The sequence below is a fragment of the Pseudomonas sp. RC10-4-2 genome (genome assembly GCF_050433085.1).
In the GTDB taxonomy this organism is placed as follows: Bacteria; Pseudomonadota; Gammaproteobacteria; order Pseudomonadales; family Pseudomonadaceae; genus Pseudomonas; species Pseudomonas aeruginosa.
On record NZ_JBNPXX010000002.1, the window covers coordinates 676,615 to 698,840 of the forward strand.

Below are 22,226 nucleotides of genomic sequence, written 5' to 3' on the forward strand. Positions count from 1 at the left end.
TCCAGCAAGGAGTTCTTCCATGACCCAGCTGCGCCGGGTCGCCATTGTCGGCGGCAACCGTATTCCCTTCGCCCGCTCGAACACCGTGTACGCCACGGCGAGCAACCAGGAGATGCTCACTTCCGCCCTGGAAGGCCTGGTGGAGCGCTACAACCTGCACGGAGAGCGCCTTGGCGAGGTGGTGGCCGGCGCCGTGCTGAAGCATTCGCGCGACTTCAACCTGACCCGCGAATGCGTGCTCGGTTCGCGCCTGGCCCCGGAAACCCCGGCCTACGATATCCAGCAGGCCTGCGGTACCGGCCTGGAGGCGGCGATCCTGGTGGCCAACAAGATCGCCCTCGGGCAGATCGACAGCGGCATCGCCGGCGGCGTCGATACCACTTCCGACGCGCCGATCGGGGTCAACGAGGGCCTGCGCAAGATTCTCCTCGAGGCCAACCGCGGCAAGAGCAACCTGGACAAGCTCAAGAGCCTGCTGAAGATCCGCCCGCGCCACGTGGTCCCGGCCATCCCGCGCAACGGCGAGCCGCGCACCGGGCTGTCGATGGGGGAGTCCTGCGAACTGATGGCGCAGACCTGGCAGATTCCCCGCGACGAGCAGGACAGGCTGGCCTTCGAGAGCCACCACAAGCTGGCCGCGGCCTATGAGGAGGGCTGGCAGAACGACTTGATGACGCCATTCCGCGGCCTGACCCGCGACCAGAACCTGCGCCCGGATATCGACCTGGAGAAGATCGGCACCCTCAAGCCGGTGTTCGAGCGCGGTTCGCGCGGCACCCTCACGGCGGCCAACTCGACGCCGCTGACCGACGGCGCCTCGGTGGTACTGCTGGCCAGCGAGGAGTGGGCGAAGGCGCGCGGCCTGCCGATCCTGGCCTATTTCAAGGACGGCGAGGCGGCGGCGGTGAACTTCGTCGATCGCCAGGAGGGCCTGCTGATGGCGCCGGTCTACGCGGTGCCGCGGCTGCTGGCACGCAACGGCCTGAGCCTGCAGGACTTCGACTACTACGAGATCCACGAGGCCTTCGCCGCCCAGGTGCTCTGCACCCTGAAGGCCTGGGAAGACCCCGAGTACTGCAAGACCCGCCTCGGCCTCGACCAGCCGCTGGGCTCCATCGACCGCAGCAAGCTCAACGTCAAGGGCAGCTCGCTGGCCGCCGGCCACCCGTTCGCCGCCACGGGAGGACGGATCGTCGCCAACCTGGCCAAGCTGCTCTCGCTGGCGGAGCAGGGACGCGGGCTGATTTCCATCTGCGCCGCCGGTGGGCAGGGTGTGACCGCGATCATCGAGCGGTAATCCAATAAGGCGAGCGGCCTTGTCGCTCGACGATGTAAGCAACTCCGTGACTTGGGCGGTGCCGTGCGAACGGGACCGCCTTTTTTTTGCCGGTGCCCTACGGTTCGGGTTCGTCGGCGGCGTTGGAGACAGCGAATTCGACGCTTGTACGGAGAATCCCCTCTCTCTTCAGGGAGAGAGTTGGGGTGAGGGCGGCTCCGCTATCGGCCGGGAGTGCCGCTGCGGCGGATAACGCCGTTGGCGTTATGCGCCCTACGGTTCGGGTTCGTGGCGGCGATGAAGTACGGATCCCGACGCCTGCCGGATAACCCCGGCGCAGGGCTCACGCCGCACATCCGCCATTGCCGTCCTGCCCCCGCAGGCTTGCCGGCTGGCGGTCGGCGAAGGGGGTGGAGAGGATCATCGAGGTCTTGCTGATGCCGAACTTCATCAGCCGGTCGATCAGGTCCTGCAGCTCCGGCATCGAAGCCACGGCGGCCTTCATCAGCACGCAGGCGTCGCCGGTGATCCGGTGGCAGAGGGTCAGTTGGGGGATCCGGGCCAGTTCGTCGAGCACTGACTGGCAATCCTTCTCGGTGATCCGCAGTTCGATCACGCACTCGATGGGCAGGCCGAGCTTGGCCAGGTTCACCGAGGCGTGGTAGCCGGTGATCACCCCTTCGGCCTCCAGCTTGGCCACCCGGTCGGCCACCGCCGGGGGCGACAGGTTGATGCGCCGGGCCAGTTCGGCGAAGGTCAGGCGGCCGTTGTCGATCAGGGCGGCGAGGAGCGCACGGTCGTATTTGTCCATGATGGATCCCGGTTGTCGAATCGACGGAAAGCATGGCCGATTTCCATAGAAAGAAAAGTGTTACGTCCCGATAACCAGCGGCTGTGCCTTAACCGGCGGGTAGCGACCTCATAAAATGAAGTCTTTCTCCCGCCTGCCCTGTCGAGTGCTTTCCATGCCTGCCCGTCGCCTTCCGCTGTTGCTTTTCGGTGCGTTCTTCGCCCTGTACTTCATCTGGGGCTCCACTTACCTGGCGATCCGCTTCGGCGTCGAGTCCTGGCCTCCGATGCTGATGGCCGGGGTGCGCTTCGTCATCGCCGGCGGCCTGATGTTCGCCTGGTTGCGCTGGCGCGGCGCGCCGTTGCCGACCTGGCGCGAGTGGCGCGGCGCGGGGATCGTCGGAATCCTCCTGCTCAGTTGCGGCAACGGCGGGGTGACGGTGGCCGAGCACTGGGGCGTGTCTTCCGGGGTGGCGGCCCTTGCGGTGGCTACGGTGCCGCTGTTCACCCTGCTGTTCAGCCAGTTGTTCGGCCAGCGCAACACCACGCTGGAATGGGGCGGCATCGTGCTCGGGCTGTTCGGCATCGTCCTGCTCAACCTCGGTTCGAACCTCCAGGCCAGCCCTGCCGGCGCCGGCCTGATCCTGTTCGCCGCCGCGTCCTGGGCCTTCGGCTCGGTGTGGAGCCGGCGCCTGTCGCTGCCGGCCGGACCGATGGCCAGCGCCGCGGAAATGCTGGTCGGCGGCGCGGTGCTGCTGGTCGGCAGCCTGGCCAGCGGCGAGCGCCTGGAGCATTGGCCGAGCACCAGCGGCTGGCTGGCGCTGGTGTACCTGATCCTGTTCGGCTCGATCATCGCCTTCAGCGCCTACCAGTACCTGCTGCGCAACGTACGGCCGGCGGCGGCCACCAGCTATGCCTACGTCAATCCGGCGGTGGCGGTGTTGCTCGGCACCCTGTTCGCCGGCGAGCGGATCGGCGGTATCGAGGGGCTGGCGATGGCGGTGATCATCAGCGCCGTGGTGCTCATCGGCCTGCCCCAGTGGCGCGCCAGCCGCGCCGCCGCCTGAATGCCTTAAGCGATCCCTAAGGCGGGCTGCGCCATGCTGCGGCGCAGCGCCCGGATGGGCCGGGCTGACGGGGGGTACGAAGATGAAAGCGCTGGTCATCGGTGTGGTCCTGGTGTTCCTTGGCGGTTGCGCCAGTCACGTGAGCCCCGGCGGCAAGGCCATCGAGTCGCCGATCAAGGAGTATTTCGGCCAGGACCCCATCGAGCGCCGGGCCTTCGGCGAGAGCGAGAACGGCGCCGAGGCCGAGGATTCGCCACTGCGTTTCCGCCTGACGCCCTGAACGGTCGCCCCGGGCGCCTGACCGGACGTGCAGAAGTCGTCTCCAGCGTCTTCAATACGGAATGACGGTCGCCGCCAGGCGGCCCCGTAGCGAAGGCCGGAGGGGCGATGGAGAGCATGCTGGACAGGCCCGAGCAGGAACTCGTGCTGGTGGTGGACGACACCCCGGACAACCTGCTGCTGATGCGCGAGCTGCTCGAGGAGCAGTACCGCGTGCGCACCGCCGGCAGCGGCCCGGCCGGGCTGCGGGCAGCCGTCGAAGAGCCGCGCCCGGACCTGATCCTGCTCGATGTGAACATGCCGGGCATGGACGGCTACGAGGTCTGCCGACGGCTCAAGACCGATCCGCTGACCCGCGACATCCCGTTGATGTTCCTCACTGCCCGCGCCGATCGCGACGACGAGCAACAGGGCCTGGCCCTGGGCGCGGTGGATTACCTGGGCAAGCCGGTGAGCCCGCCGATCGTCCTGGCGCGGGTGCGTACCCATCTGCAATTGAAGGCCAATGCCGATTTCCTGCGCGACAAGAGCGAATACCTGGAACTCGAAGTGCGCCGTCGCACGCGCCAACTGCAACAGTTGCAGGACGCCGTCATCGAAGCCCTGGCGACCCTTGGCGATCTTCGCGACAACCCGCGCAGCCGCCATCTTCCGCGTATCGAGCGCTATGTCAGGCTGCTCGCCGAGCACCTGGCGGCGCAGCGGGCGTTCGCCGACGAGCTGACTCCGGAGGCTGTCGACCTGCTGAGCAAGTCGGCGCTGTTGCATGACATCGGCAAGGTCGCGGTGCCCGACCGGGTCCTGCTCAACCCCGGGCAACTGGACGCCGCCGACACCGCCCTGCTACAGGGCCATACCCGCGCCGGGCGCGACGCCCTGGCCAGCGCCGAGCGGCGGCTCGGCCAGCCTTCCGGATTCCTCCGCTTCGCCCGGCAGATCGCCTACAGTCATCACGAACGCTGGGATGGCCGGGGCTTTCCGGAAGGCCTTGCGGGCGAGCGGATTCCCCTGGCGGCGCGGATCGTCGCCCTGGCCGACCGCTACGATGAACTGACCAGCCGGCACGCCTACCGTCCGCCGCTGGCGCATGCCGAGGCGGTGCTGCTGATCCAGGCCGGCGCCGGCAGTGAATTCGACCCACGGCTGGTGGAGGCCTTCGTCGCCGTGGCCGACGCTTTCGCCGAGGTTGCCCGGCGCTACGCCGACAGCGCCGAGGCGCTGGACGTGGAGATGCAGCGGCTGGAACAGGCGGTGGCGGAAAGCATCGAACTCACCGCGCCACCGGCCTAGTACGCCGATCGGTGCGCAGTCCGGCGGAAAGCCGGCGCGTCCGGCTGTGCTCGGCACGGCGTTTGCCGTATAACGTCAGACCCTTTGCCTTACACATTGGCCCCGAGGAACCGCGTAGCACCGATGAAGACACCCAGACGCCTGGAACCGTTGATCGAAGACGGTCTGATCGACGAGGTCGTGCGCCCGCTGATGAGCGGCAAGGAAGCCTCGGTCTATGTGGTGCGTTGCGGCGACAGCCTGCGTTGCGCCAAGGTCTACAAGGAAGCCAACAAGCGCAGCTTCCGCCAGGCCGCCGAGTACCAGGAGGGCCGCAAGGTCCGCAACAGCCGCCAGGCGCGGGCCATGGCCAAGGGCTCGAAGTATGGCCGCCGCGAACAGGAGGAAGCCTGGCAGAATGCCGAAGTGGCGGCCCTGTTCCGTCTCGCCGGGGCCGGTGTGCGGGTGCCGAAGCCCTATGATTTCCTCGATGGCGTGTTGCTGATGGAACTGGTGGCGGACGCCGACGGCGATGCTGCGCCGCGTCTCAACGACGTGACGCTGGAGCCCGACGAGGCACGGCGCCACCACGCTTTCCTGATCCGCCAGATCGTCGCCATGCTCTGCGCCGGCCTGGTGCACGGCGACCTCTCCGAGTTCAACGTCCTGCTCGGTCCGGACGGCCCGGTGATCATCGACTTGCCGCAGGCGGTCGACGCGGCCGGCAACAACCATGCGTTCAGCATGCTCGAACGCGACGTCGGCAACATGGCCGCCTACTTCGGCCGCTTCGCCCCGGAACTCAGGCAGACCCGCTATGCCAAGGAAATGTGGGCGCTCTACGAAGCCGGCGAGCTGACAGCGGAAACCCCGCTCAGCGGCACCTTCGTCGAAGCCGAAGAGGCCGCCGACGTGCGCGCGGTGCTCCGCGAGATCGATGCCGCGCAGCGCGAGGAGGCGCGTCGCCAGGCGCTGCGCCAGGCCGACGACGCGCCGCGTGGCGAGCGCGAGGAACCGCCGCCGCCCTGGTTGCAGTGAGCGGCTGGCGGATGTTTTTTCCCGCCAACTGTATCGCGACCCTTGCGCACGCAACTGCTAGCGTGGCCTGAAGTTTTCCGGAGGCCGCCATGCCTGTTGCACATATCCTGCTCGCCCTGCTGGTGACCCTGATCTGGGGTCTGAACTTCGTCGTGATCAAGGTCGGCCTCGGCGACTTCCCGCCGCTGCTGTTCTGCGCCTTGCGCTTCGCCCTGGCGGCGTTGCCGCTGCTGGTCCTGCGCGGGCCGATGCCGGCGCCGTTCGGACGCATCCTGCTGATCGGCGTGCTCCTCGGGGTGGTCAAGTTCGGCCTGCTGTTCGTCGGCATGGCCCAGGGCATGCCGGCCGGGCTGTCGTCGCTGGTGCTGCAGAGCCAGGTATTCTTCACCATCCTCATCGCCGCCCTGTGGCTGGGCGAGCGGCCGTCGCCGCGCGGGTTGTTCGGCCTCCTGCTGGCGGCGGCGGGGCTGGTCCTGATCGGCCTGGAACGGCCGCTGGGAGACAGCCTGCTGGCCTTCCTGCTGGTGGTCGCCGCAGCGCTGGCCTGGTCCTTCGCCAATATCGCCACCAAGCGTTCCGGGGCCACCGACATGCTGCGCCTGATCTGCTGGGTCAGCCTGGTCCCGCCTTTGCCGCTGCTGGCGCTTTCCTATCTATTCGAAGGTCCGCAAGCCATCGAGCGCGCAGTGCTGAACATGAGCTGGGGCGGCTTCGGCGCGCTGCTCTACATCGCCTTCGGCGCGACCACGGTGGGCTTCGCCATCTGGAGTTTCCTCCTGCGCCACTACCCGGCCAGCCTGGTGACCCCGTTCGCCCTGGCGGTGCCGGTGTCGGGCATGCTCGCCGGCTGGCTGCTGCTCGGCGAACGCCTCGACCTGGACAGCCTGCTGGCCTGCGCGCTGGTGTTCGTCGGGCTGGCCATCACCCTGTTGCCGGCCAGCCTGCTGCGACGCTTCGCCTGGCCGGTGCGGCGGTTGGGATGAAAACGGCGGAAGACATCCTCGCGCTGATCGCCGCCGATTCCTCGCGCCTGCATCTGCTCCGCGTGCTGCGCGAGGTCGGCCCGGAGGGCGCCTGGATCGGCGCCGGCTTCGTGCGCAACGCGGTATGGGACCATCTGCATGGCTACGGCGAAGCCACGCCGCTGGCGGACATCGACGTACTTCATTTCGCCCCGCGGGCCCTCGACCCGCAGGCCGACGCCGACTTCGAGGCCGCGTTGCGCCGTCGCTGCGAGGCACCATGGTCGGTGAAGAACCAGGCGCGCATGCACCTGCGCAACGGCGACCGGCCCTACCGGGATTGCGCCGATGCGCTGTGCCACTGGGCGGAAACGTGCACGGCGGTGGCGCTGCGGCTCGTCGGCGAACGCCTGGAGCTACTGGCACCGCTGGGCGTCGACGACCTGCTGGCGCTGAAGGTGCGGCCCACCGCGCATTTCGCCGGCAAGCCGGAGGTCTACCGGCGGCGCCTGCGGGAGAAGAACTGGACGGCGCGCTGGCCGCTGCTGGATATCAGTGGCAGCAGCCAGACGCCAGGTCCTTGAGGATCGGGCAGTCGGGGCGGTGGTCGCCCTGGCAGTGCTCGACCAGGTCCTGCAGGGTGTCGCGCAGGGTGCTGAGCTCCTCGATCTTGCGATTCAGCTCGCGCACGTGCTGCGCCGCCAGGGCCTTGACGTCGGCACTGGCACGCTGGCGATCCTGCCAGAGGGTGAGCAGCTTGCCGACTTCGTCGAGGGAGAAACCGAGGTCCCGCGAACGGCGGATGAACGCCAGGGTATGCAGGTCGTTCTCGTTGTAGTGGCGGTAGCCGCTGGCGCTGCGTCCGGCTGGGCGGAGCAACTCGATGGACTCGTAGTAACGGATCATCTTCGGCGTCAGTCCGCTTTTCTTCGCCGCTTCACCGATGTTCATCCGGGTCTCCTGGGAGGTTGCGAAGCCGCTAGCCTATCCCTTTCCCGGCCAATGCGCAGGCTATCAGATATGTGACCGCCCGCTGTCCGGACCTCTGGCCGGCGGCCGCGTCGCGTCCGGCTGGGTCTTCGGCAGGAACACCTGCACTTCCAGACCTTTGCCCTCCAGTCCCTTGCCCAGGCCGATACTGCCGAAGTGCAGTTCGACGATGCGCTTGACGATCGGCAGGCCCAGGCCGCTGCCCTCGCCGCTGCTGGTGGCGGGGCTGCGGTAGAAGCGGGTGAAGATCGCCTGCTGCTCTTCCAGGGCGACCCCGGGGCCGTTGTCGCGCACCCGCAGCACGGCGTGCTGGGCGCGATTCTCGACGCGGATCTCGACCTGGCCCCCGGCCGGTGTGTAGCGCAGGGCGTTGCCCACCAGGTTGCCGACCATCGCCTTCAGCCACAGGTCGATGCCCATCACGTGCACGGTCTCCTGGTGCAACGACAGCTCGATGTCCTTGTCGATGGCCTGGCGCGCCAGTTCGGAGAGTACGTCTTCGGCCAGGGTGGCGAGGTTGACCGGGTGGAATTGCTCCAGCAGGGCGTCGCCGTCGAGGCGGGCGAGGAGCAGGATCTGCTCCATCAAGGTGCTGATCCGCTCGACGCTGCGACTGACTTGCAGCAGGCCGCGGGCGTGGGCCTTGGGGTCTTCCGAACGCAGCGCGACCTGGGCATGGGTGCGCAGGCTGGCCAGTGGCGTGCGGATTTCATGGGCGGCGTCGCTGGTCAGTCGGCGTTCGGCCTCGAGGGCGGTGCGCAGACGCTCCAGCAGGAGGTTGAGTTCGTCGATGAGGCCGCGGATCTCCAGCGGCACCGCTTCCACGGCGATCGGCTGCAGGTGTCGCGCGGAGCGCTGCTGGACCTCGGCCTGCACTTCGCGTAGCGGCGCCAGGCCGCGGGCAACGCCGAACCAGACCAGGCCGCCGAGCAACGGTAGCGCCAGCAGCAGTGGGAACAGCGAGTAGAACAGCAGCAGGTTCATGGTGTGCTGGCGGTAGATCAGGTTTTCGCTGATCCAGATCTGGAAGCCGTCGATATTCAGCTGGAGCACCCGCCAGTGGGTGCCCTGGGCTTCCACGGTGCTGAAGCCGGGGCCCTGGGCCGTGATCTCCGGCGGCAGGTTGAGGCTCGACAGCAGCGGCTGGCCGTCGCGCCACAGGGCGTAGCCGAGGGCGCTTTCGCGGCGCAGCAGGGGCAGACCCTGGATCGCTTCGCGGCTGCGTTCGATGATCTCGGTGATGGAGCCGTCCTCGCCGGCCTGGTCTTCGGTGGCAAGGTCGAGCAGGCGCAGGGCGGCTTCGCCGAAGTCCACCATGTCGTCGTCGAACAGGCGGTTCACCTGCTTCAGCGAGAGGTGGTAGGTCAGCGCCGCCACGCTCAGCCAGCACAGCACGAAGCCGACCAGCAGGTTGACCAGCAGGCGCCGGCGGACGGAGGGGACGGCGGTACGCGGCATCGGAGGACTCCGGTAGGCGGTTTTCAGGGCGCCGGCTGGTCGATGCCGTAGCCGATGCCGCGGACGGTGCGGATCAACTGGTTGCCGAGCTTGCGCCGCAGGTGGTGGACGTGGACTTCGATGGCGTTGCTCTCGACGTCGCCGCTCCAGCCGTAGAGGCTCTGCTCCAGTTGGTTGCGCGAGAGCACCTTGCCGCTGTTCTCCAGCAGCAGGCGCAGCAGTGCGTATTCGCGCGGCGCCAGTTCCACCGCCTGCCCGGACAGGGTCACCTGGTGGGTCGCCGGGTCCAGGCGCAGCTCGCCGTGCACCAGTTGCGGCAGGGCGCGACCGGTGGTGCGGCGGGTCAGGGCGCGCACCCGTGCCTGCAGTTCGTCGAGATCGAAGGGCTTGGTCAGGTAGTCGTCGGCACCGCTGTCGAGCCCGGCGACCCGGTCGGCCACCTTGTCCCGCGCGGTGAGCAGCAGCACCGGGGTGAGCCGGCCCTGGTGGCGCAGGTTACGCAGGATGTCCAGGCCGCTGCGGCGCGGCAGTCCGATGTCGAGCACCAGCAGGTCGAACTCGTCGGTGACCAGCGCGTTCTCCGCGGCCACGCCGTCGGTCACCCATTCCACGGTATCGCCTTCCAGGCGCAGCCCGGCGCGGATGCCGTCGCCGAGCAGCAGGTCGTCCTCGGCCAGCAGTATTCTCATGGCAGCCTCGTTTCAGTGATTCCACAATTCCCACAGGCTCAGGCCGGCCTCCAGCAGGAGGATGGCGACGATCAGCCATTCGACCCGCAGTTCGCCCCGGAAGTAGCGGTATTCGCCGAGGCGGTCGGCGGCCAGTTCGTAGAGGTCCTGCAGCACTTCGATGCGGTCGTCCAGGGTCGCCAGGCGATCGTGCACTTCGGCCTGCATGGCCAGTTCGTTGTAGAGCCGGCGCACAGCGCCGTTCAGTTGCAGCGGCGGCTTCTCCAGGTGCGACTCCAGGCGGGCATAGGCCATGCGCCAGAGTGTAGTGCGTCGCACCTGCCGGTTCACATGTTCCTGGCGCCGCAGGGCGGCACGGCGCGGTAGCTGGGTCAGTTCGACATCGGCCTGGGCCGGTTCCCAGGCGGCCGCGGTCTCGCCTTCCAGGCGGCGCAGGTGACCTTCGTGCCAGGCGAAGACGGCCAGGCCTTCGAGCAGCTCCCGGCAGCGCTCGGGGTTGCCGATGACCAGCGCGCGGCCGGGGCGCCACAGCACCCGCTCGCCGAACGAGGGCGCTTCCAGGGTCGGCTGGCGCTCGTCCTCGCCGGCGGCCATCCAGGCTTCCAGGCGCTGGCGCCAGGCGTGCCCGGTCTGTAGCCCGGCGTTGGCGAAGATCACCAGCAGCTCGTCGTCGACGGCGGTCTCCGGCAGTTCCGCGTCTTCGCTCAGCTCGATGCGTTGCGCCAGGACGGCCAGCGCCGGCTGCGGATCGCGCAGGGTGGCCAGCAGCGGCAGGCCGCCGCCGTCCGCGGCGGAGCGGAAGCGTACCCGGTGCAGCAGGCAGGGCGCGCCGTTGACGGCCAGCGGTACGCTGGCCAGGGGAGCGGCGGACATCTTCAGGTCCTCGCCAGGGCCGGCAATTGTGCCGGGCCGAACTCGATCTCCTCGATATCCGGCGGTGCGACGAAGGGTACGCCGTCTTCCAGTACCGGTCCCGGTTGGGCGAGCAGGAAGCGGGTTTCCCGGTCCATCACGAAGCAGGCCTTGAGGTAGTCGCCGTCGAGGTGGTCGAGCCACAGCGGGCCGAGCTTGCGTTCGATGCGTCGGTCGATGTCCTCGGCCTGCCAGTGGTTCGTGTCGAGCCAGTCGGAAGCCAGCAGGAAGCCCCAGGAGGAGAGGAACGAGGGCACCGTGGCGCGGTAGCTGTGGACCTGGGAGAAGACACTGCGCAGGGTGCGGGCGAGGGCCGCGTGGGGCTTGTCGTCGCTGTGGGAGAACTCCAGCCCCTGCACCGCGACCACCCCGCCCGGTCGCAGGCGCGAATGCAGCAGCTCGTAGAACTGGCGGGTATAGAGAGCCTGGGCCGGGCCGTTGTCGAGCATGTCGACGACGTCGATGATGACCACGTCATAGAGCGACGGGTCGCGCTCGAGATAGGCCCGGCCGTCCTCGGCGAGCAGTTCGCAGCGTGGGTCGTCGAAGGCGCCCTGGTGCCACTGGAACAGGTGTTCGCGACACAGTTCCACCAACTCCCGGTCGAGATCGACCATCACCGCCCGCCGCACGCTGGCATGGGACAGCACCTCGCGCAGGGTGGCGCCTTCGCCGCCGCCGATGATCAGTACGTCGCGCGGCTCGTCGTGGGCGAGCATGGCCGGCTGCACCAGCAGCTCGTGGTACAGCGACTCATCGCTCTCGGCGCTCTGGATCGCGCCGTCGAGCATCAGCACGCGGTCGTAGTTGTAGGTGTCGGCGATCAGCACGTTCTGCCAGCGCGTGCGGCCCTGGTAGAGCACCCGGCGCAGGCGGTAGACGTACTGGTCGAAGGGGTCGCTGTCCTCGATCGCGGTGATCGCGCCGTCGCCTTCCAGCAGCGGGTCCGGCGGATAGAAATAGAAGTGGTTCGGCGGCAGCGGCGGCAGCCCGGCGGCGACCTCCGCCGGCACCAGGCCGGTGAGGTCGACGGCGTAACGGGCCTGGCTCAGGTCGGGAGCCAGCGGGGCGCGTTCGATCGGCGTATCCATCAGGCCACCCCCGTGCCCTGGCCCAGCGCCCAGCGCAGGGTCGGGCTGTCTTCGTCGACCGGGCCATTGCCGGCCAGGCTGCGGCTGAGCAGCCCCAGGCGATGGCCGCCGAGGCCGCGGTCCATGCTCGAGATCAGGTGCCGACGGCTGCCCAGGCGTTCGCTGAGCACGCGCACGGCCTGGGCGCCATCGAGCACGTCGCCGCAGGTGAACACGTCGACCGCGGCATAGCCGTACTCCGGCCAGGTATGGATCGCCAGGTGCGATTCGGCGATCACCACCACGCCGGAGATGCCGATCGGGCTGAACTTGTGGAACGCCGAGGTGATGATGGTGGCGTTGGCCTGGCGGGCGGCCTCGAGCATGCTTTCCTCGATCCACTGGATATCGTCGAAGCGCTGGTCGACGCAGTCGAACAGCTCGATGACCAGTTGCTTGCCGAGCACGGTGATCGGATCGAGTCGCAACGGTTGAATTGCCATGAAGGCCTCCTGCTTCCGTTTCGGCGAGGGATGTCCTCGCGGTGGAAGGCACGATAGGCGCGGCTGACTTAAGAGGTGCTTAACGACGGATTTTTTGCCCGACCCGGCGCGGGCCGACGACGCCGGAGCAGCCATTTCGCCTGACGTAGGGCGAATAGCGCCAGCGGCGCTATCCGCCGCTTCTGCGGAGCATGGCCCGGCGGATAACCGCGAGCGGTTATTCGCCCTACCGGTGGGAGTCGTGAGGTAGGGCGAATAGCGCCAGCGGCGCTATCCGCTGCTTCTGCGGAGCATGGCCCGGCGGATAACCGCGAGTGGTTATTCGCCCTACCGAGGCGCGCCCTTCGCCTGCGTCACCCGGTCCACCAGGTAGACCACCCCGCGGTAGTCGATCCCGCCGTGCTCGCTGAGGCCGATCTCGCAGGTACGGCTGGTGGATACGCCTTCCTCGCAGAACTGCACGGCATCCTTCAGGCTGCGCAGGGAGTGAGCGTTCAGTTCCGGCGTGGTGAAGCCCTTGTCGCCGGCGAAGCCGCAGCAGTGGATGCCTTCCGGGATCACCACCTTGCGGGTGCAGCGGCCGACCAGGTCGATCAGCGCCTGGCTCTCGCCGAGGTGCTGGGTGCTGCAGGTGACGTGCACCGCTACCGGTTTGTCCTGCGGGATGAACTCCAGGCGATCGAGCAGGTGACTGCGGATGAATTTCACCGGGTCGTGGATCTGCAGCCGCGGATCGTCCAGACCCTGGACCAGGCGCAGGGTGCAGGGACTGGTGTCGCAGTAGATCGGGTCGAGGCCGCCGCGGCTGGCCTGGAGCAGGGCGGCGAGCAGCTCGTCGCGCTTGTCGTCGGCCTGCTTCGCATACCCCTTGGACGCGAACGGCTGGCCGCAGCAGAGGTTGTCCAGGTTATCCGGGAACACCACCTGGTAGCCGGCCTTTTCCAGTAGACGGCGGGTCTTGTCCAGCAGCGGCTCGCGCTCTTCGTCGCCGAAGGCCGGGCCCATGGCACGCGAGACGCAGGCGGCGAGATAGACCACCCTCGGCCGCTCGTCGTCGAGCGGGGCGGTCGGCGGCGCCAGGCGTACCGGCTGCGGCAGCGCCGGCGTCCATTGCGGCACGCGGCCGCCGCTGGCCTGGCTGAGGCCGCGGCTGGCCCTGGCCAGCAGGGGCGCGCCAAGCAGGCGCCGGGCGCCGTCGGCAGCGAGCAGGGCGAAGCGCGCAGCACGCATGGCTCCGGCAAAGTTGCGCGCCAGCCAGGTGGCGCCTTCGGCGTGGCGGGCGTCGGCGCCGCGCAGCTTGCGGATCAGCTCGCCGGTGTTGATGTTCACAGGACAGCGCTGGGCGCATAGGCCGGTGGCGGCGCAGGTGTCGATGCCCTGGTAGCGGTAGTCGCGCTCCAGCGCCGTGGTGTCGACGCCGGCGCGCTTCTTCGCCTGGATGTCGCGCCACAGGACGATGCGCTGGCGTGGCGTGAGGGTCAGTCCGCGCGACGGGCAGACTGGTTCGCAGAAACCGCACTCGATGCACTTGTCGACGATCTCGTCGGCAGCCGGCAGCGGCTTGAGGTTCTTCAGGTGGCTCTGCGGGTCGTCGCTGAGGACCACACCCGGGTTGAGGATGCCGCGCGGGTCGAGCAGGCGCTTGAGCTGCCACATCAAGCGATAGGCGTCCTCGCCCCACTCCAGCTCGACGAACGGCGCCATGTTGCGCCCGGTGCCATGCTCGGCCTTCAGGGAGCCGCCGTACTCCACCGCCACCAGGTGCGCCACGTCGTCCATGAACGCCGAGTAGCGGGCGATCTGCTCGGGCGAGTCGAAGCCCTGGGTGAAGACGAAGTGCAGGTTGCCCTCCAGCGCGTGGCCGAAGAGGATCGCCTCATCGTAGCGGTGCTTGTCGAACAGCTCGATCAGGCGGTTGACTCCCTCGGCCAGTCGTTCGACGGGGAAGGTGACGTCCTCGATGATCACCGTGGTGCCGGTCTCGCGCACCGCGCCGACAGCCGGGAAGGTGTCCTTGCGGATGCGCCAGAGCTGGTTGTAGACCGCCGGGTCTTCGCTGAAGTCGACCTGCTTCTCCAGCGGATATTCGGCGATGGAGGCCATGATCCGCCCGAGCTGTTCGTGCAGCAGCGTGCGGCTCGCCGCGCGGGACTCGATGAGCAGGGCGCAGGCACCGGCGGAAAGACTCTTCACCCATTCCGGCATGCCCTGCATGTTCTCCACCGAGCGCAGGCTGCGCCGATCGAGCAGTTCCACCGCCGAGACCGGCTGGCGCTTGAGCACCGCGACCGCCGTGCAGCAGGTTTCCACCGTGGGGAAAACCAGCAGCGCCGAGGCCTTGTGCGGGTGTTCCGGGACGGTGTCGTAGGTCACCGCGCTGATGAAGCCGAGGGTGCCCTCGGAGCCGACCATCAGGTGGGTGAGGATGTCCAGCGGCTCGTCGTAGTCGACCAGCGCGTTAAGCGACAGGCCGGTGGTGTTCTTCAGCCGGTACTTGTGGCGGATCTTCGCGGCCAGTTCGGCGTTGGCGCGGGTCTCGCGGCCGAGTTCGGCGAGCCGTTCCAGCAGCTCGCCGTGGCTGGCGCGGAAGGCCGCGACGCTGGCCGGGTCCTCGCTGTCCAGGCGGGTGCCGTCGGCCAGCAGCAGGCGCAGGCCGGCGAGGGTGTGGTAGCTGTTCTGCGCGGTGCCGCAGCACATGCCGCTGGCGTTGTTGGCGACGATGCCGCCGATCTTGCAGGCGTTGATCGAGGCCGGGTCGGGACCGATCTTGCGGCCGAACGGCGCCAGCCAGGCGTTCGCCTGGGCGCCGATGACACCCGGCTGCAGGCGGATCTGCGCGCCGTCGGCGCGGATTTCCCGGCCGTTCCAGTTGTCGCCGAGGACGAGCAGCACCGAGTCGCTGATGGCCTGGCCGGAGAGGCTGGTGCCGGCGGCGCGGAAGGTCACCGGGACCTGCTCGCGGTAGGCGGCGGATAGGATCGCGGCGACCTCGTCCTCGCTTTCGACGCGCAGCACCAGCTTGGGAATCAACCGGTAGAAACTGGCGTCGGTGCCGAAGGCCAGGGTCGACAGCGGGTCGTCGAAGCGGCGTTCGCGCGGTATCAGCCGCTCGACGGTCTCGAGAAAGGGAATCGGCAGGCTCATCGGCTTTCCTCGGCCCTGGGACGACGGTCACGCCCCGGGCGTTTTCAGGCTTTTCTGGCGGGCGTCTCAGGCGCCCAGTTCGCGGACCAGCGAGTCAGCGCTGATCTCGCCGATCGACTTGGCCCCGGTGAGGACCATGGCCACGCGCATTTCCTTTTCGATCAGTTCGAGCAGGTTGCGCACCCCGGCCTCGCCGGCGGCGGCCAGGGCGTAGACGAAGGCGCGGCCGAGCAGCACGCTGTCGGCGCCGAGGGCGATCATCCGCACCACGTCGAGACCGGTGCGGATGCCGGAGTCGGCAAGGATCGCCAGTTCGCCCTTCACCGCATCGGCGATCGCCGGCAGCGCGCGGGCGCTGGACAGCACGCCGTCGAGCTGGCGCCCGCCGTGGTTGGAGACGACGATGCCGTCGGCGCCGAACTTCACCGCATCCCTGGCATCCTCCGGGTCGAGGATGCCCTTGATCACCATCGGGCCGTCCCAGAACTCGCGGATCCACTCCAGGTCCTTCCAGGAAATCGACGGGTCGAAGTTGGCGCCCAGCCAGCCGATGTAGTCCTCCAGTCCGGTCGGGTTGCCGCGGTAGGCGGAAATGTTGCCGAGGTCGTGGGGCTTGCCCAGCAGGCCGACGTCCCAGGCCCAGGCCGGGTGGGTCATGGCTTGCAGGATGCGGCGCGGCGCGGCGTAGGGGCCGCTCATGCCGGAATGGGCGTCGCGGTAGCGGGCGCCGGGGACCGGCATGTCGACGGTGAACACCAGGGTGGTGACGCCGGCGGCCTTGGCCCGCTCCAGGGCGTTGCGCATGAAGCCGCGGTCCTTCAGCACGTAGAGCTGGAACCACATCGGCCGGTCGATGGCCGGGGCGACCTCCTCGATCGGGCACACCGATACCGTCGACAGGGTGAAGGGCACGCCCTTCGCCGCCGCCGCGCGCGCCGCCTGGACCTCGCCGCGGCGGGCGTACATGCCGGTGAGACCGACCGGGGCGAGCGCCACCGGCATCGCCAGGGTCTCGTCGAACAGGCGGGTTTCCAGGCTCAGCTCGGACATGTTCTTCAGCACCCGCTGACGCAGGGCGATGGCCGACAGGTCCTCGACGTTGCGGCGCAGGGTGTACTCGGCGTAGGCGCCGCCGTCGATGTAGTGGAAGAGGAACGGCGGCAGCTTGCGTTGGGCGGCGGCGCGGTAGTCGGTGGAAGCGGAAATGATCATTGGGCTCTTCCGTTGTGTCGAAAGGTTTTGCATCGAGCGCAGTGGAGCGGGACACGGCGGAAATGGCCAAGGGAGCCGGGCCTACGATCGTAGGCGAGCCTCCCCGGGCCATTTCCTGCGCAGTATCGCCGACGCGCGGCCGATCAGGGCGCGGTCAGTGCACCAGCATGCCGGTGAATAGGTATGCCTGGGCCAGGGTGATCAGTCCGACCAGCGCGGCGAAGATCAGGCTGTGCTTCAGGGTGAAGCGGAACAGGTCGGATTCCTTGCCGACCATCCCGGTCGCGGCGCAGGCCACGGCGATGGATTGCGGGGAGATCATCTTGCCGGTCACGCCGCCGCTGGTATTGGCGGCCACCAGCAGGGTGTCGCTGACCCCGATCTGGTGCGCGGTGGTCGACTGCAGGGAGCTGAACAGGGCGTTGGAGGACGTATCCGAACCGGTCAGGAATACCCCCAGCCAGCCGAGGAACGGCGAGAAGAACGGGAACGCCGCGCCGGTACCGGCCAGGACCAGGGCCAGGGTGGTGGACATGCCCGAGTAGTTGGTGACGAAGGCGAAGGCCAGGACCATGCCGATGGACAGGATCGGCCACTTCAGCTCTACCAGGACTTCCTTGAAAGTGGTAATACCAATTTTTGCTCCGATGCGCAGAATGAACATCGATACCAACGCCGAGAGGAAGATCGCCGTGCCGGTGGCGGAGATCGGGTCGAACTTGAATACCGCCGCGATCGGCGTGGCGCTGGTGGCGATCGGCGCGCCCTTGACCACCAGTTGGTCGAGGTGCGGGATGGCGAAGTTGAACACCAGCCAGTAGAGCTCGCCGCCCGGGGCGAACAGGGCCTTGAAAGGTTTCAGGGTCCAGATGGTCACCAGTACGGTGAGCACCAGGAACGGCGACCAGGCCTTGAGGATCTCGCCGAAGCTGTAGGCGGACGGTTCGACGCTGCGTTGCCCGCCGAAGCCGCCACCGGCCACGGCCGCGCCGCCGCCTGCGGCGAGCGCTTCGCTGGCGCCCTGCGGCTGCCAGACCTTGAGGAACAGGGTCAGGGAGACCAGGCTGACCAGTGCCGAGGTGATGTCCGGCAACTCCGGGCCGATGAAGTTGGACGTCAGGTACTGGGTGATGGCGAAGCTGCCGCCGGCGACGATGGCGGCCGGCCAGGTTTCGCGGATGCCGCGCCAGCCGTCCATCATGAACACCAGCCAGAACGGTACCAGGATCGACAGGAACGGCAGTTGGCGGCCGGTCATGGCGCCGATCTTGAAGGCGTCGATGCCGGTCACCTGGCCGGCGACGATGATCGGGATGCCCAGTGCGCCGAAGGCCACCGGCGCAGTGTTGGCGATCAGGCACAGGCCGGCGGCGTAGAGCGGATTGAAGCCGAGGCCGACGAGCAGGGCGGCGGTGATCGCCACCGGCGCGCCGAAACCGGCGGCGCCTTCGAGGAAGGCCCCGAAGGAGAAGCCGATCAGCAGTACCTGCAGGCGCTGGTCGCCGGTAATCGACAGCACCGAGCTGCGGATCACCTCGAACTGGCCGCTCTTCACCGTCAGTTTGTAGAGGAAGACCGCGGCGACGATGATCCAGGCGATCGGCCAGAGACCGTAGAGGAAGCCGTAGCCGGCGGCGGCGAAGGCCATGTCGGCGGGCATGTGGAAGGCGAAGATGGCCACCGCGATGGCCAGCGCCAGGGTGATGCTGCCGGCGATGTGGCCCTTGAGGCGGAATACCGCCAGGGCGAGGAAGAAGAACACGATCGGGATGACGGCCGCGGCGGCCGACAGGCCGAGACTGCCCAGGGGGGTATAGAGTTGTTGCCAGGCTTGCATGGGGGTTGGCTCCCTAATTGTTGTTGGGTTTGCCTGTGACCAGATCGGATACGCGCCAAGACCTGTGTGTGCAAGGGCGCTGGGCAGCCGAACCTGGCAAAGCTCGCATAATTGGTAAGACCAATTTACAAAAGCGAGCGCTCAGGTTAAGAGTCGAGCGTTCGGCGTGTCAATTTGCCCGTCTACGACTTTTGTCTAAGGATGCTCGTGCGGGGCTCGTGGCGCCTCGCTTGTGGTGCGGGGAGCGGCTCGGTACGCTTCCTCTCTTTTTCGCGCTGGGCGCATGGCAGAGGCTTTGCGACGAAACTTCGGGTAAGGGTGTCGGGATATGGAATTTGGTCAGGTCAGGCAGCGCCGTCTGTCGGATGACATCGTTGCGCAACTGGAGGCGATGATCCTGGAGGGCACGCTGAAGTCCGGCGAGCGGCTGCCCGCCGAGCGCGTGCTTGCCGAGCAGTTCGGGGTTTCCCGGCCGTCGCTGCGCGAGGCGATCCAGAAACTGGTGGCGAAGGGGCTGCTGGTCAGCCGCCAGGGTGGCGGCAACTATGTGACCGAATCGCTGGGCGCGACTTTCAGCGATCCGCTGCTGCACCTGCTGGAAGGTAACCCGGAGGCCCAGCGCGACCTGCTGGAGTTTCGCCACACGCTGGAAGGGTCCTGTGCCTACTACGCGGCGCTGCGTGCGACCTCCCTCGATCACCAGCGCCTGACCGAGGCCTTCGAGGCGCTCCAGGCCTGCTATGCGCGCAACGACCAGGTCAGCGCGGAAGAGGGCGCCGCCGACGCGCGCTTCCACCTGGCGATCGCCGAGGCCAGCCACAACACCGTGCTGCTGCACACCATCAAGGGCCTGTTCGACTTGCTGCGGCGCAACGTGGTGACCAATATCGGCGGGATGTACGCGCAGCGCACGGAAACCCGCGCGCAACTGATGGAGCAGCACCAGCGCCTATACGACGCGATCATCAGCGGTCAGGCGGAGCTGGCCCGGGAGGTGTCCAACCAGCACATCCACTATGTGCAGGAGGTCCTGGCGGAGGTCCAGGAAGAGGCACGCAGGATGAAGCGCTCGCAGCGCCGTCGCAGCGTGCAGGAAGACTAGCGAGGCGCGGGCAGGGACGCGTTCAGTCGTCCTTGCCGTGGCGCATGGCGCGCTGGATCTCCCGATCGGAGTCGCGCTCCTTCTCGGTGTGGCGCTTGTCGAAGTCCTTCTTGCCCTTGGCCAGGGCGATCTCGCACTTGACCAGGTGCTTCTTCCAGTACATCGACAGGGCGACGCAGGCGTAGCCCTTCTGTTGCACGGCGCCGAACAGCTTGCCCAGTTCGCGCTTGTGCAGCAGCAGCTTGCGCGTGCGCACCGGGTCGGCGATCACGTGCGTGCTGGCGGTGGTCAGGGGCGTGATGTGGCTGCCGAGCAGCCAGGCCTCGCCATCCTTGAGCAGCACGTAGCTGTCGACCAGCTGGGCCTTGCCGGCGCGCAGGCTTTTCACTTCCCAGCCCGCCAGGGCGACGCCCGCCTCGAAGCGTTGTTCGATGAAATAGTCGTGCAGAGCCTTCTTGTTCTGCGCGATGGTCCCCGAAGGGTGTTTCTTCTGCTTAGCCATAGGCGGCGCATTATAGGGAGTCGCCGGCTTCACCGCTATGGGGCGGCGTCGCGCTTGAGGGATAGAGGCGAATTTCGGACAATGCCCACTCTTTTCCTGGCCGCTGGCCAAGGTTTTGTAAGAAAAGTCTTCAAGTGGCGTCAGGCTGCGCTGAGCGTTTTTTCTGCCGAACCCTGGCCCCGGTCGACGGGCGCAGCGCGCCGCCGTGGCGGATGCCGCCGTCCCGCCGGCTATGCTTGGGGAGTCGCCCGCTCGACAGCAGAAGTGAGAGTTCTATGAGCACCCATATCCAGCGTTCGGCGCTGTTGCCTTATCCCGCCCGCGCGCTGTTCGATCTGGTGAACGACGTGAAGCGCTATCCGGAGTTCCTGCCCTGGTGTTCGGCCAGCCAGGTCCTGGAGGAGAGCGAAAGCCTGATGCGCGCCGAGCTGACCGTGGCCAAGGGTAGCCTCAGCCAGCGCTTCACCACCCGCAACGTGTTGGTGCCGGGAGCTTCCATCGAGATGAACCTGGAAAACGGACCGTTCACCGAACTGCATGGCGTCTGGCAGTTCAAGGCGCTGGGCGAGAAGGCCTGCAAGATCACCCTCGACCTGACCTTCGATTACGCCGGGCCGCTGGTCAAGGCGACCCTCGGGCCGCTGTTCACCCAGGCCGCCAACACCATGGTCGACGCGTTCTGCCAGCGCGCCAAGCAACTCTATGGCTGAGATCGCCGTCGAGGTGGTCTACGCGCTGCCGGAGCGACAGGCGTTACTGCGCCTGAGCGTGCCGGCAGGTACCAGCGCACGCGAGGCCGTGCTGCTCTCCGGCATCGGCGAGGCCTTTCCAGGCCTGGATGTGCAAGGTTGTCCGCTGGGTATCTTCGGCAAGCTCCTGGCACGCCCGGAGGAGCGGATGCTGGAGGCTGGCGAGCGGGTGGAGATCTACCGTCCGCTGATCGCCGATCCCAAGGAGGTGCGCAAGCAGCGTGCCGCACGTGCCCGGAGCGAGCGCGAAGGCGGTTAGCCGCGGGGTTTCCTGCGGAAATGAAAAAGCCCGGCGAATGCCGGGCTTTTTCGTGGAACGCCAGCCGTCATTGCGGGCTGGGATCCAGAGGTTCGGGAGTCGGAACCGGTACCGGCTGGGCTTCGTCCACTTCGCGCTGGAGCTGTTCCAGGGTGGAGCCCGGTTTCGGCGGCTCTTCTTTCTGCGCTTCCGGTTTCTGCTGGTCGGCCGGCTGGGTGACGGTGGTGCTGCCTTCCTTGCCGAGGATCGCTTCGTCGCGGCTGACGCCGGGCATGAAGTCGCCGTTCAGGCCGGCCAGCTGGTCGCTGTCGTTGAAGAACAGGCTGACGCGCTCCTGCTGGCGACGACCGCCGCCCGGCTGGATGCTGTAGAGGTAGTCCCAACGATTGGCGTGGAAGGTATCGACGATGAGCGGGTTGCCCATGATAAACCGCACTTGGCGTCGGGTCATTCCGGGACGCAACTGGTCTATCATGTCCTGCGTTACGACGTTGCCTTGCTGGATGTCGATTTTATAGACGCCAGGAAACGAGCAACCGGCGAGTGCGGCAAGCCCCGCGAAAGCGAGACAGGTCAGCATGAGCTTGGCGTTTTGCATCGGTGAGCGACTTCCACTATCTTGGCTGGGCAAATAAAAGCCCGATCATACCCGTATTCCGGGATACTGCGAAACATCCCGCGCTGAGAAAGCAGACATGGTTGAAAATAGCGAACTTCGAAAAGCCGGCCTTAAAGTGACCCTGCCGCGGGTCAAGATCCTGCAGATGCTCGACTCGGCCGAGCAACGCCACATGAGCGCCGAAGACGTGTACAAGGCGCTGATGGAAGCAGGCGAGGACGTGGGCCTGGCAACCGTCTATCGGGTGCTGACCCAGTTCGAGGCCGCCGGCCTGGTGGTGCGTCACAACTTCGATGGCGGCCATGCCGTGTTCGAGCTCGCCGATAGCGGCCACCACGACCACATGGTCTGCGTCGATACCGGCGAGGTGATCGAGTTCATGGATGCGGAAATCGAGAAGCGCCAGAAGGAAATCGTCCGCGAGCGCGGCTTCGAGCTGGTCGATCACAATCTGGTGCTCTACGTGCGCAAGAAGAAGTAGTCGCGCAACGGTTCCATGC

General features: G+C 67.5%; 22 protein-coding genes and 1 pseudogene. 11 read left to right on the forward strand and 12 right to left on the reverse strand.

Annotated features, from left to right (window positions below; translation table 11 throughout):
• Positions 1-19 precede the first annotated feature (19 nt).
• Positions 20-1,297 (forward strand): acetyl-CoA C-acetyltransferase, encoded by a 1,278-nt coding sequence (locus tag FHW81_RS11025; RefSeq protein WP_003102247.1) that lies wholly within the window; start codon positions 20-22, stop codon positions 1,295-1,297.
• A 322-nt stretch (positions 1,298-1,619) separates the two neighbouring features.
• Here FHW81_RS11025 and FHW81_RS11030 read toward each other — a convergent pair whose 3' ends face one another.
• Positions 1,620-2,087 (reverse strand): Lrp/AsnC family transcriptional regulator, encoded by a 468-nt coding sequence (locus FHW81_RS11030; RefSeq protein WP_003095262.1) that lies wholly within the window; start codon positions 2,085-2,087, stop codon positions 1,620-1,622.
• Between the two features lie 154 nt (positions 2,088-2,241).
• On the opposite strand from FHW81_RS11030, the gene yedA reads away from it, so the two are divergent.
• The 6 genes and pseudogenes from yedA (at position 2,242) to FHW81_RS11060 (ending at position 7,264) form a co-directional block, all read left to right on the forward strand.
• Positions 2,242-3,132: a drug/metabolite exporter YedA gene (gene yedA / locus FHW81_RS11035; protein WP_009877146.1), complete on the forward strand. Its 891-nt coding sequence runs from the start codon at positions 2,242-2,244 to the stop codon at positions 3,130-3,132.
• A 33-nt stretch (positions 3,133-3,165) separates the two neighbouring features.
• Positions 3,166-3,412, forward strand: a pseudogene (locus FHW81_RS11040) (hypothetical protein).
• 107 nt (positions 3,413-3,519) lie between these two features.
• Positions 3,520-4,701, forward strand: coding sequence for a cyclic di-GMP phosphodiesterase (locus FHW81_RS11045; RefSeq protein WP_033981092.1), 1,182 nt, complete (start codon positions 3,520-3,522; stop codon positions 4,699-4,701).
• Between the two features lie 123 nt (positions 4,702-4,824).
• The gene (locus FHW81_RS11050; RefSeq protein ID WP_003146153.1) at positions 4,825-5,718 is read left to right on the forward strand and encodes a PA4780 family RIO1-like protein kinase; all 894 of its coding nucleotides are present in this window, start codon (positions 4,825-4,827) and stop codon (positions 5,716-5,718) included.
• Positions 5,719-5,807: 89 nt separating this feature from the next.
• Positions 5,808-6,701 (forward strand): EamA family transporter, encoded by an 894-nt coding sequence (locus FHW81_RS11055; RefSeq protein WP_003161352.1) that lies wholly within the window; start codon positions 5,808-5,810, stop codon positions 6,699-6,701.
• Positions 6,698-7,264, forward strand: a complete 567-nt coding sequence (locus tag FHW81_RS11060; protein ID WP_003102238.1) for a nucleotidyltransferase family protein — start codon at positions 6,698-6,700, stop codon at positions 7,262-7,264. Before FHW81_RS11055 ends, FHW81_RS11060 begins: the two co-directional genes overlap by 4 nt.
• Here FHW81_RS11060 and cueR read toward each other — a convergent pair.
• The 9 genes from cueR to FHW81_RS11105 form a co-directional block, all read right to left on the reverse strand.
• On the reverse strand, positions 7,233-7,631 hold the full coding sequence (gene cueR / locus FHW81_RS11065; protein ID WP_003095248.1) for a Cu(I)-responsive transcriptional regulator: 399 nt from the start codon (positions 7,629-7,631) through the stop codon (positions 7,233-7,235). The genes FHW81_RS11060 and cueR overlap by 32 nt on opposite strands.
• A gap of 63 nt (positions 7,632-7,694) precedes the next feature.
• Positions 7,695-9,128 (reverse strand): two-component system sensor histidine kinase PmrB, encoded by a 1,434-nt coding sequence (gene pmrB, locus FHW81_RS11070; protein WP_003161354.1) that lies wholly within the window; start codon positions 9,126-9,128, stop codon positions 7,695-7,697.
• A gap of 23 nt (positions 9,129-9,151) precedes the next feature.
• Positions 9,152-9,817 carry a two-component system response regulator PrmA gene (pmrA, locus tag FHW81_RS11075; protein WP_003095244.1) on the reverse strand — a complete coding sequence of 222 codons (666 nt, stop codon included), beginning with the start codon at positions 9,815-9,817 and terminating at the stop codon, positions 9,152-9,154.
• 12 nt (positions 9,818-9,829) lie between these two features.
• On the reverse strand, positions 9,830-10,690 hold the full coding sequence (locus FHW81_RS11080) for a hypothetical protein (protein WP_003102235.1): 861 nt from the start codon (positions 10,688-10,690) through the stop codon (positions 9,830-9,832).
• A 2-nt stretch (positions 10,691-10,692) separates the two neighbouring features.
• Positions 10,693-11,820: a fused MFS/spermidine synthase gene (locus tag FHW81_RS11085; protein ID WP_003102234.1), complete on the reverse strand. Its 1,128-nt coding sequence runs from the start codon at positions 11,818-11,820 to the stop codon at positions 10,693-10,695.
• Positions 11,820-12,302 carry an adenosylmethionine decarboxylase gene (gene speD / locus FHW81_RS11090; protein ID WP_003095236.1) on the reverse strand — a complete coding sequence of 161 codons (483 nt, stop codon included), beginning with the start codon at positions 12,300-12,302 and terminating at the stop codon, positions 11,820-11,822. Before speD ends, FHW81_RS11085 begins: the two co-directional genes overlap by 1 nt.
• A gap of 327 nt (positions 12,303-12,629) precedes the next feature.
• A complete protein-coding gene (locus tag FHW81_RS11095; RefSeq protein ID WP_003123510.1) occupies positions 12,630-15,446 on the reverse strand; it encodes an FAD-binding and (Fe-S)-binding domain-containing protein in 2,817 nt (938 codons plus the stop codon).
• A 66-nt stretch (positions 15,447-15,512) separates the two neighbouring features.
• Entirely contained in the window at positions 15,513-16,658 is a 1,146-nt protein-coding gene (gene lldD / locus FHW81_RS11100) for an FMN-dependent L-lactate dehydrogenase LldD (RefSeq protein WP_003100494.1), read from the reverse strand.
• Positions 16,659-16,812: 154 nt separating this feature from the next.
• Entirely contained in the window at positions 16,813-18,495 is a 1,683-nt protein-coding gene (locus FHW81_RS11105; protein ID WP_015647996.1) for a lactate permease LctP family transporter, read from the reverse strand.
• A 328-nt stretch (positions 18,496-18,823) separates the two neighbouring features.
• Here FHW81_RS11105 and FHW81_RS11110 point away from each other — a divergent pair, with 328 nt between their 5' ends.
• Positions 18,824-19,597: an FCD domain-containing protein gene (locus FHW81_RS11110; protein ID WP_003095221.1), complete on the forward strand. Its 774-nt coding sequence runs from the start codon at positions 18,824-18,826 to the stop codon at positions 19,595-19,597.
• A 22-nt stretch (positions 19,598-19,619) separates the two neighbouring features.
• Here the strand turns inward: FHW81_RS11110 and smpB are convergent, their stop codons facing one another.
• Complete coding sequence (gene smpB, locus FHW81_RS11115) at positions 19,620-20,099, reverse strand: SsrA-binding protein SmpB (RefSeq protein ID WP_003100496.1); 480 nt, start codon at positions 20,097-20,099, stop codon at positions 19,620-19,622.
• A gap of 275 nt (positions 20,100-20,374) precedes the next feature.
• Between smpB and FHW81_RS11120 the strand changes: the two genes are divergently transcribed.
• Complete coding sequence (locus FHW81_RS11120; RefSeq protein ID WP_003100497.1) at positions 20,375-20,809, forward strand: type II toxin-antitoxin system RatA family toxin; 435 nt, start codon at positions 20,375-20,377, stop codon at positions 20,807-20,809.
• Positions 20,802-21,107, forward strand: coding sequence for an RnfH family protein (locus tag FHW81_RS11125; RefSeq protein ID WP_003100502.1), 306 nt, complete (start codon positions 20,802-20,804; stop codon positions 21,105-21,107). Before FHW81_RS11120 ends, FHW81_RS11125 begins: the two co-directional genes overlap by 8 nt.
• Before the next feature lie 67 nt (positions 21,108-21,174).
• On the opposite strand, the gene FHW81_RS11130 is transcribed toward FHW81_RS11125, so the two are convergent.
• Complete coding sequence (locus tag FHW81_RS11130) at positions 21,175-21,705, reverse strand: outer membrane protein assembly factor BamE (protein ID WP_003113904.1); 531 nt, start codon at positions 21,703-21,705, stop codon at positions 21,175-21,177.
• Between the two features lie 97 nt (positions 21,706-21,802).
• On the opposite strand from FHW81_RS11130, the gene fur reads away from it, so the two are divergent.
• Positions 21,803-22,207, forward strand: coding sequence for a ferric iron uptake transcriptional regulator (fur, locus tag FHW81_RS11135; RefSeq protein ID WP_003095216.1), 405 nt, complete (start codon positions 21,803-21,805; stop codon positions 22,205-22,207).
• Positions 22,208-22,226 lie beyond the last annotated feature (19 nt).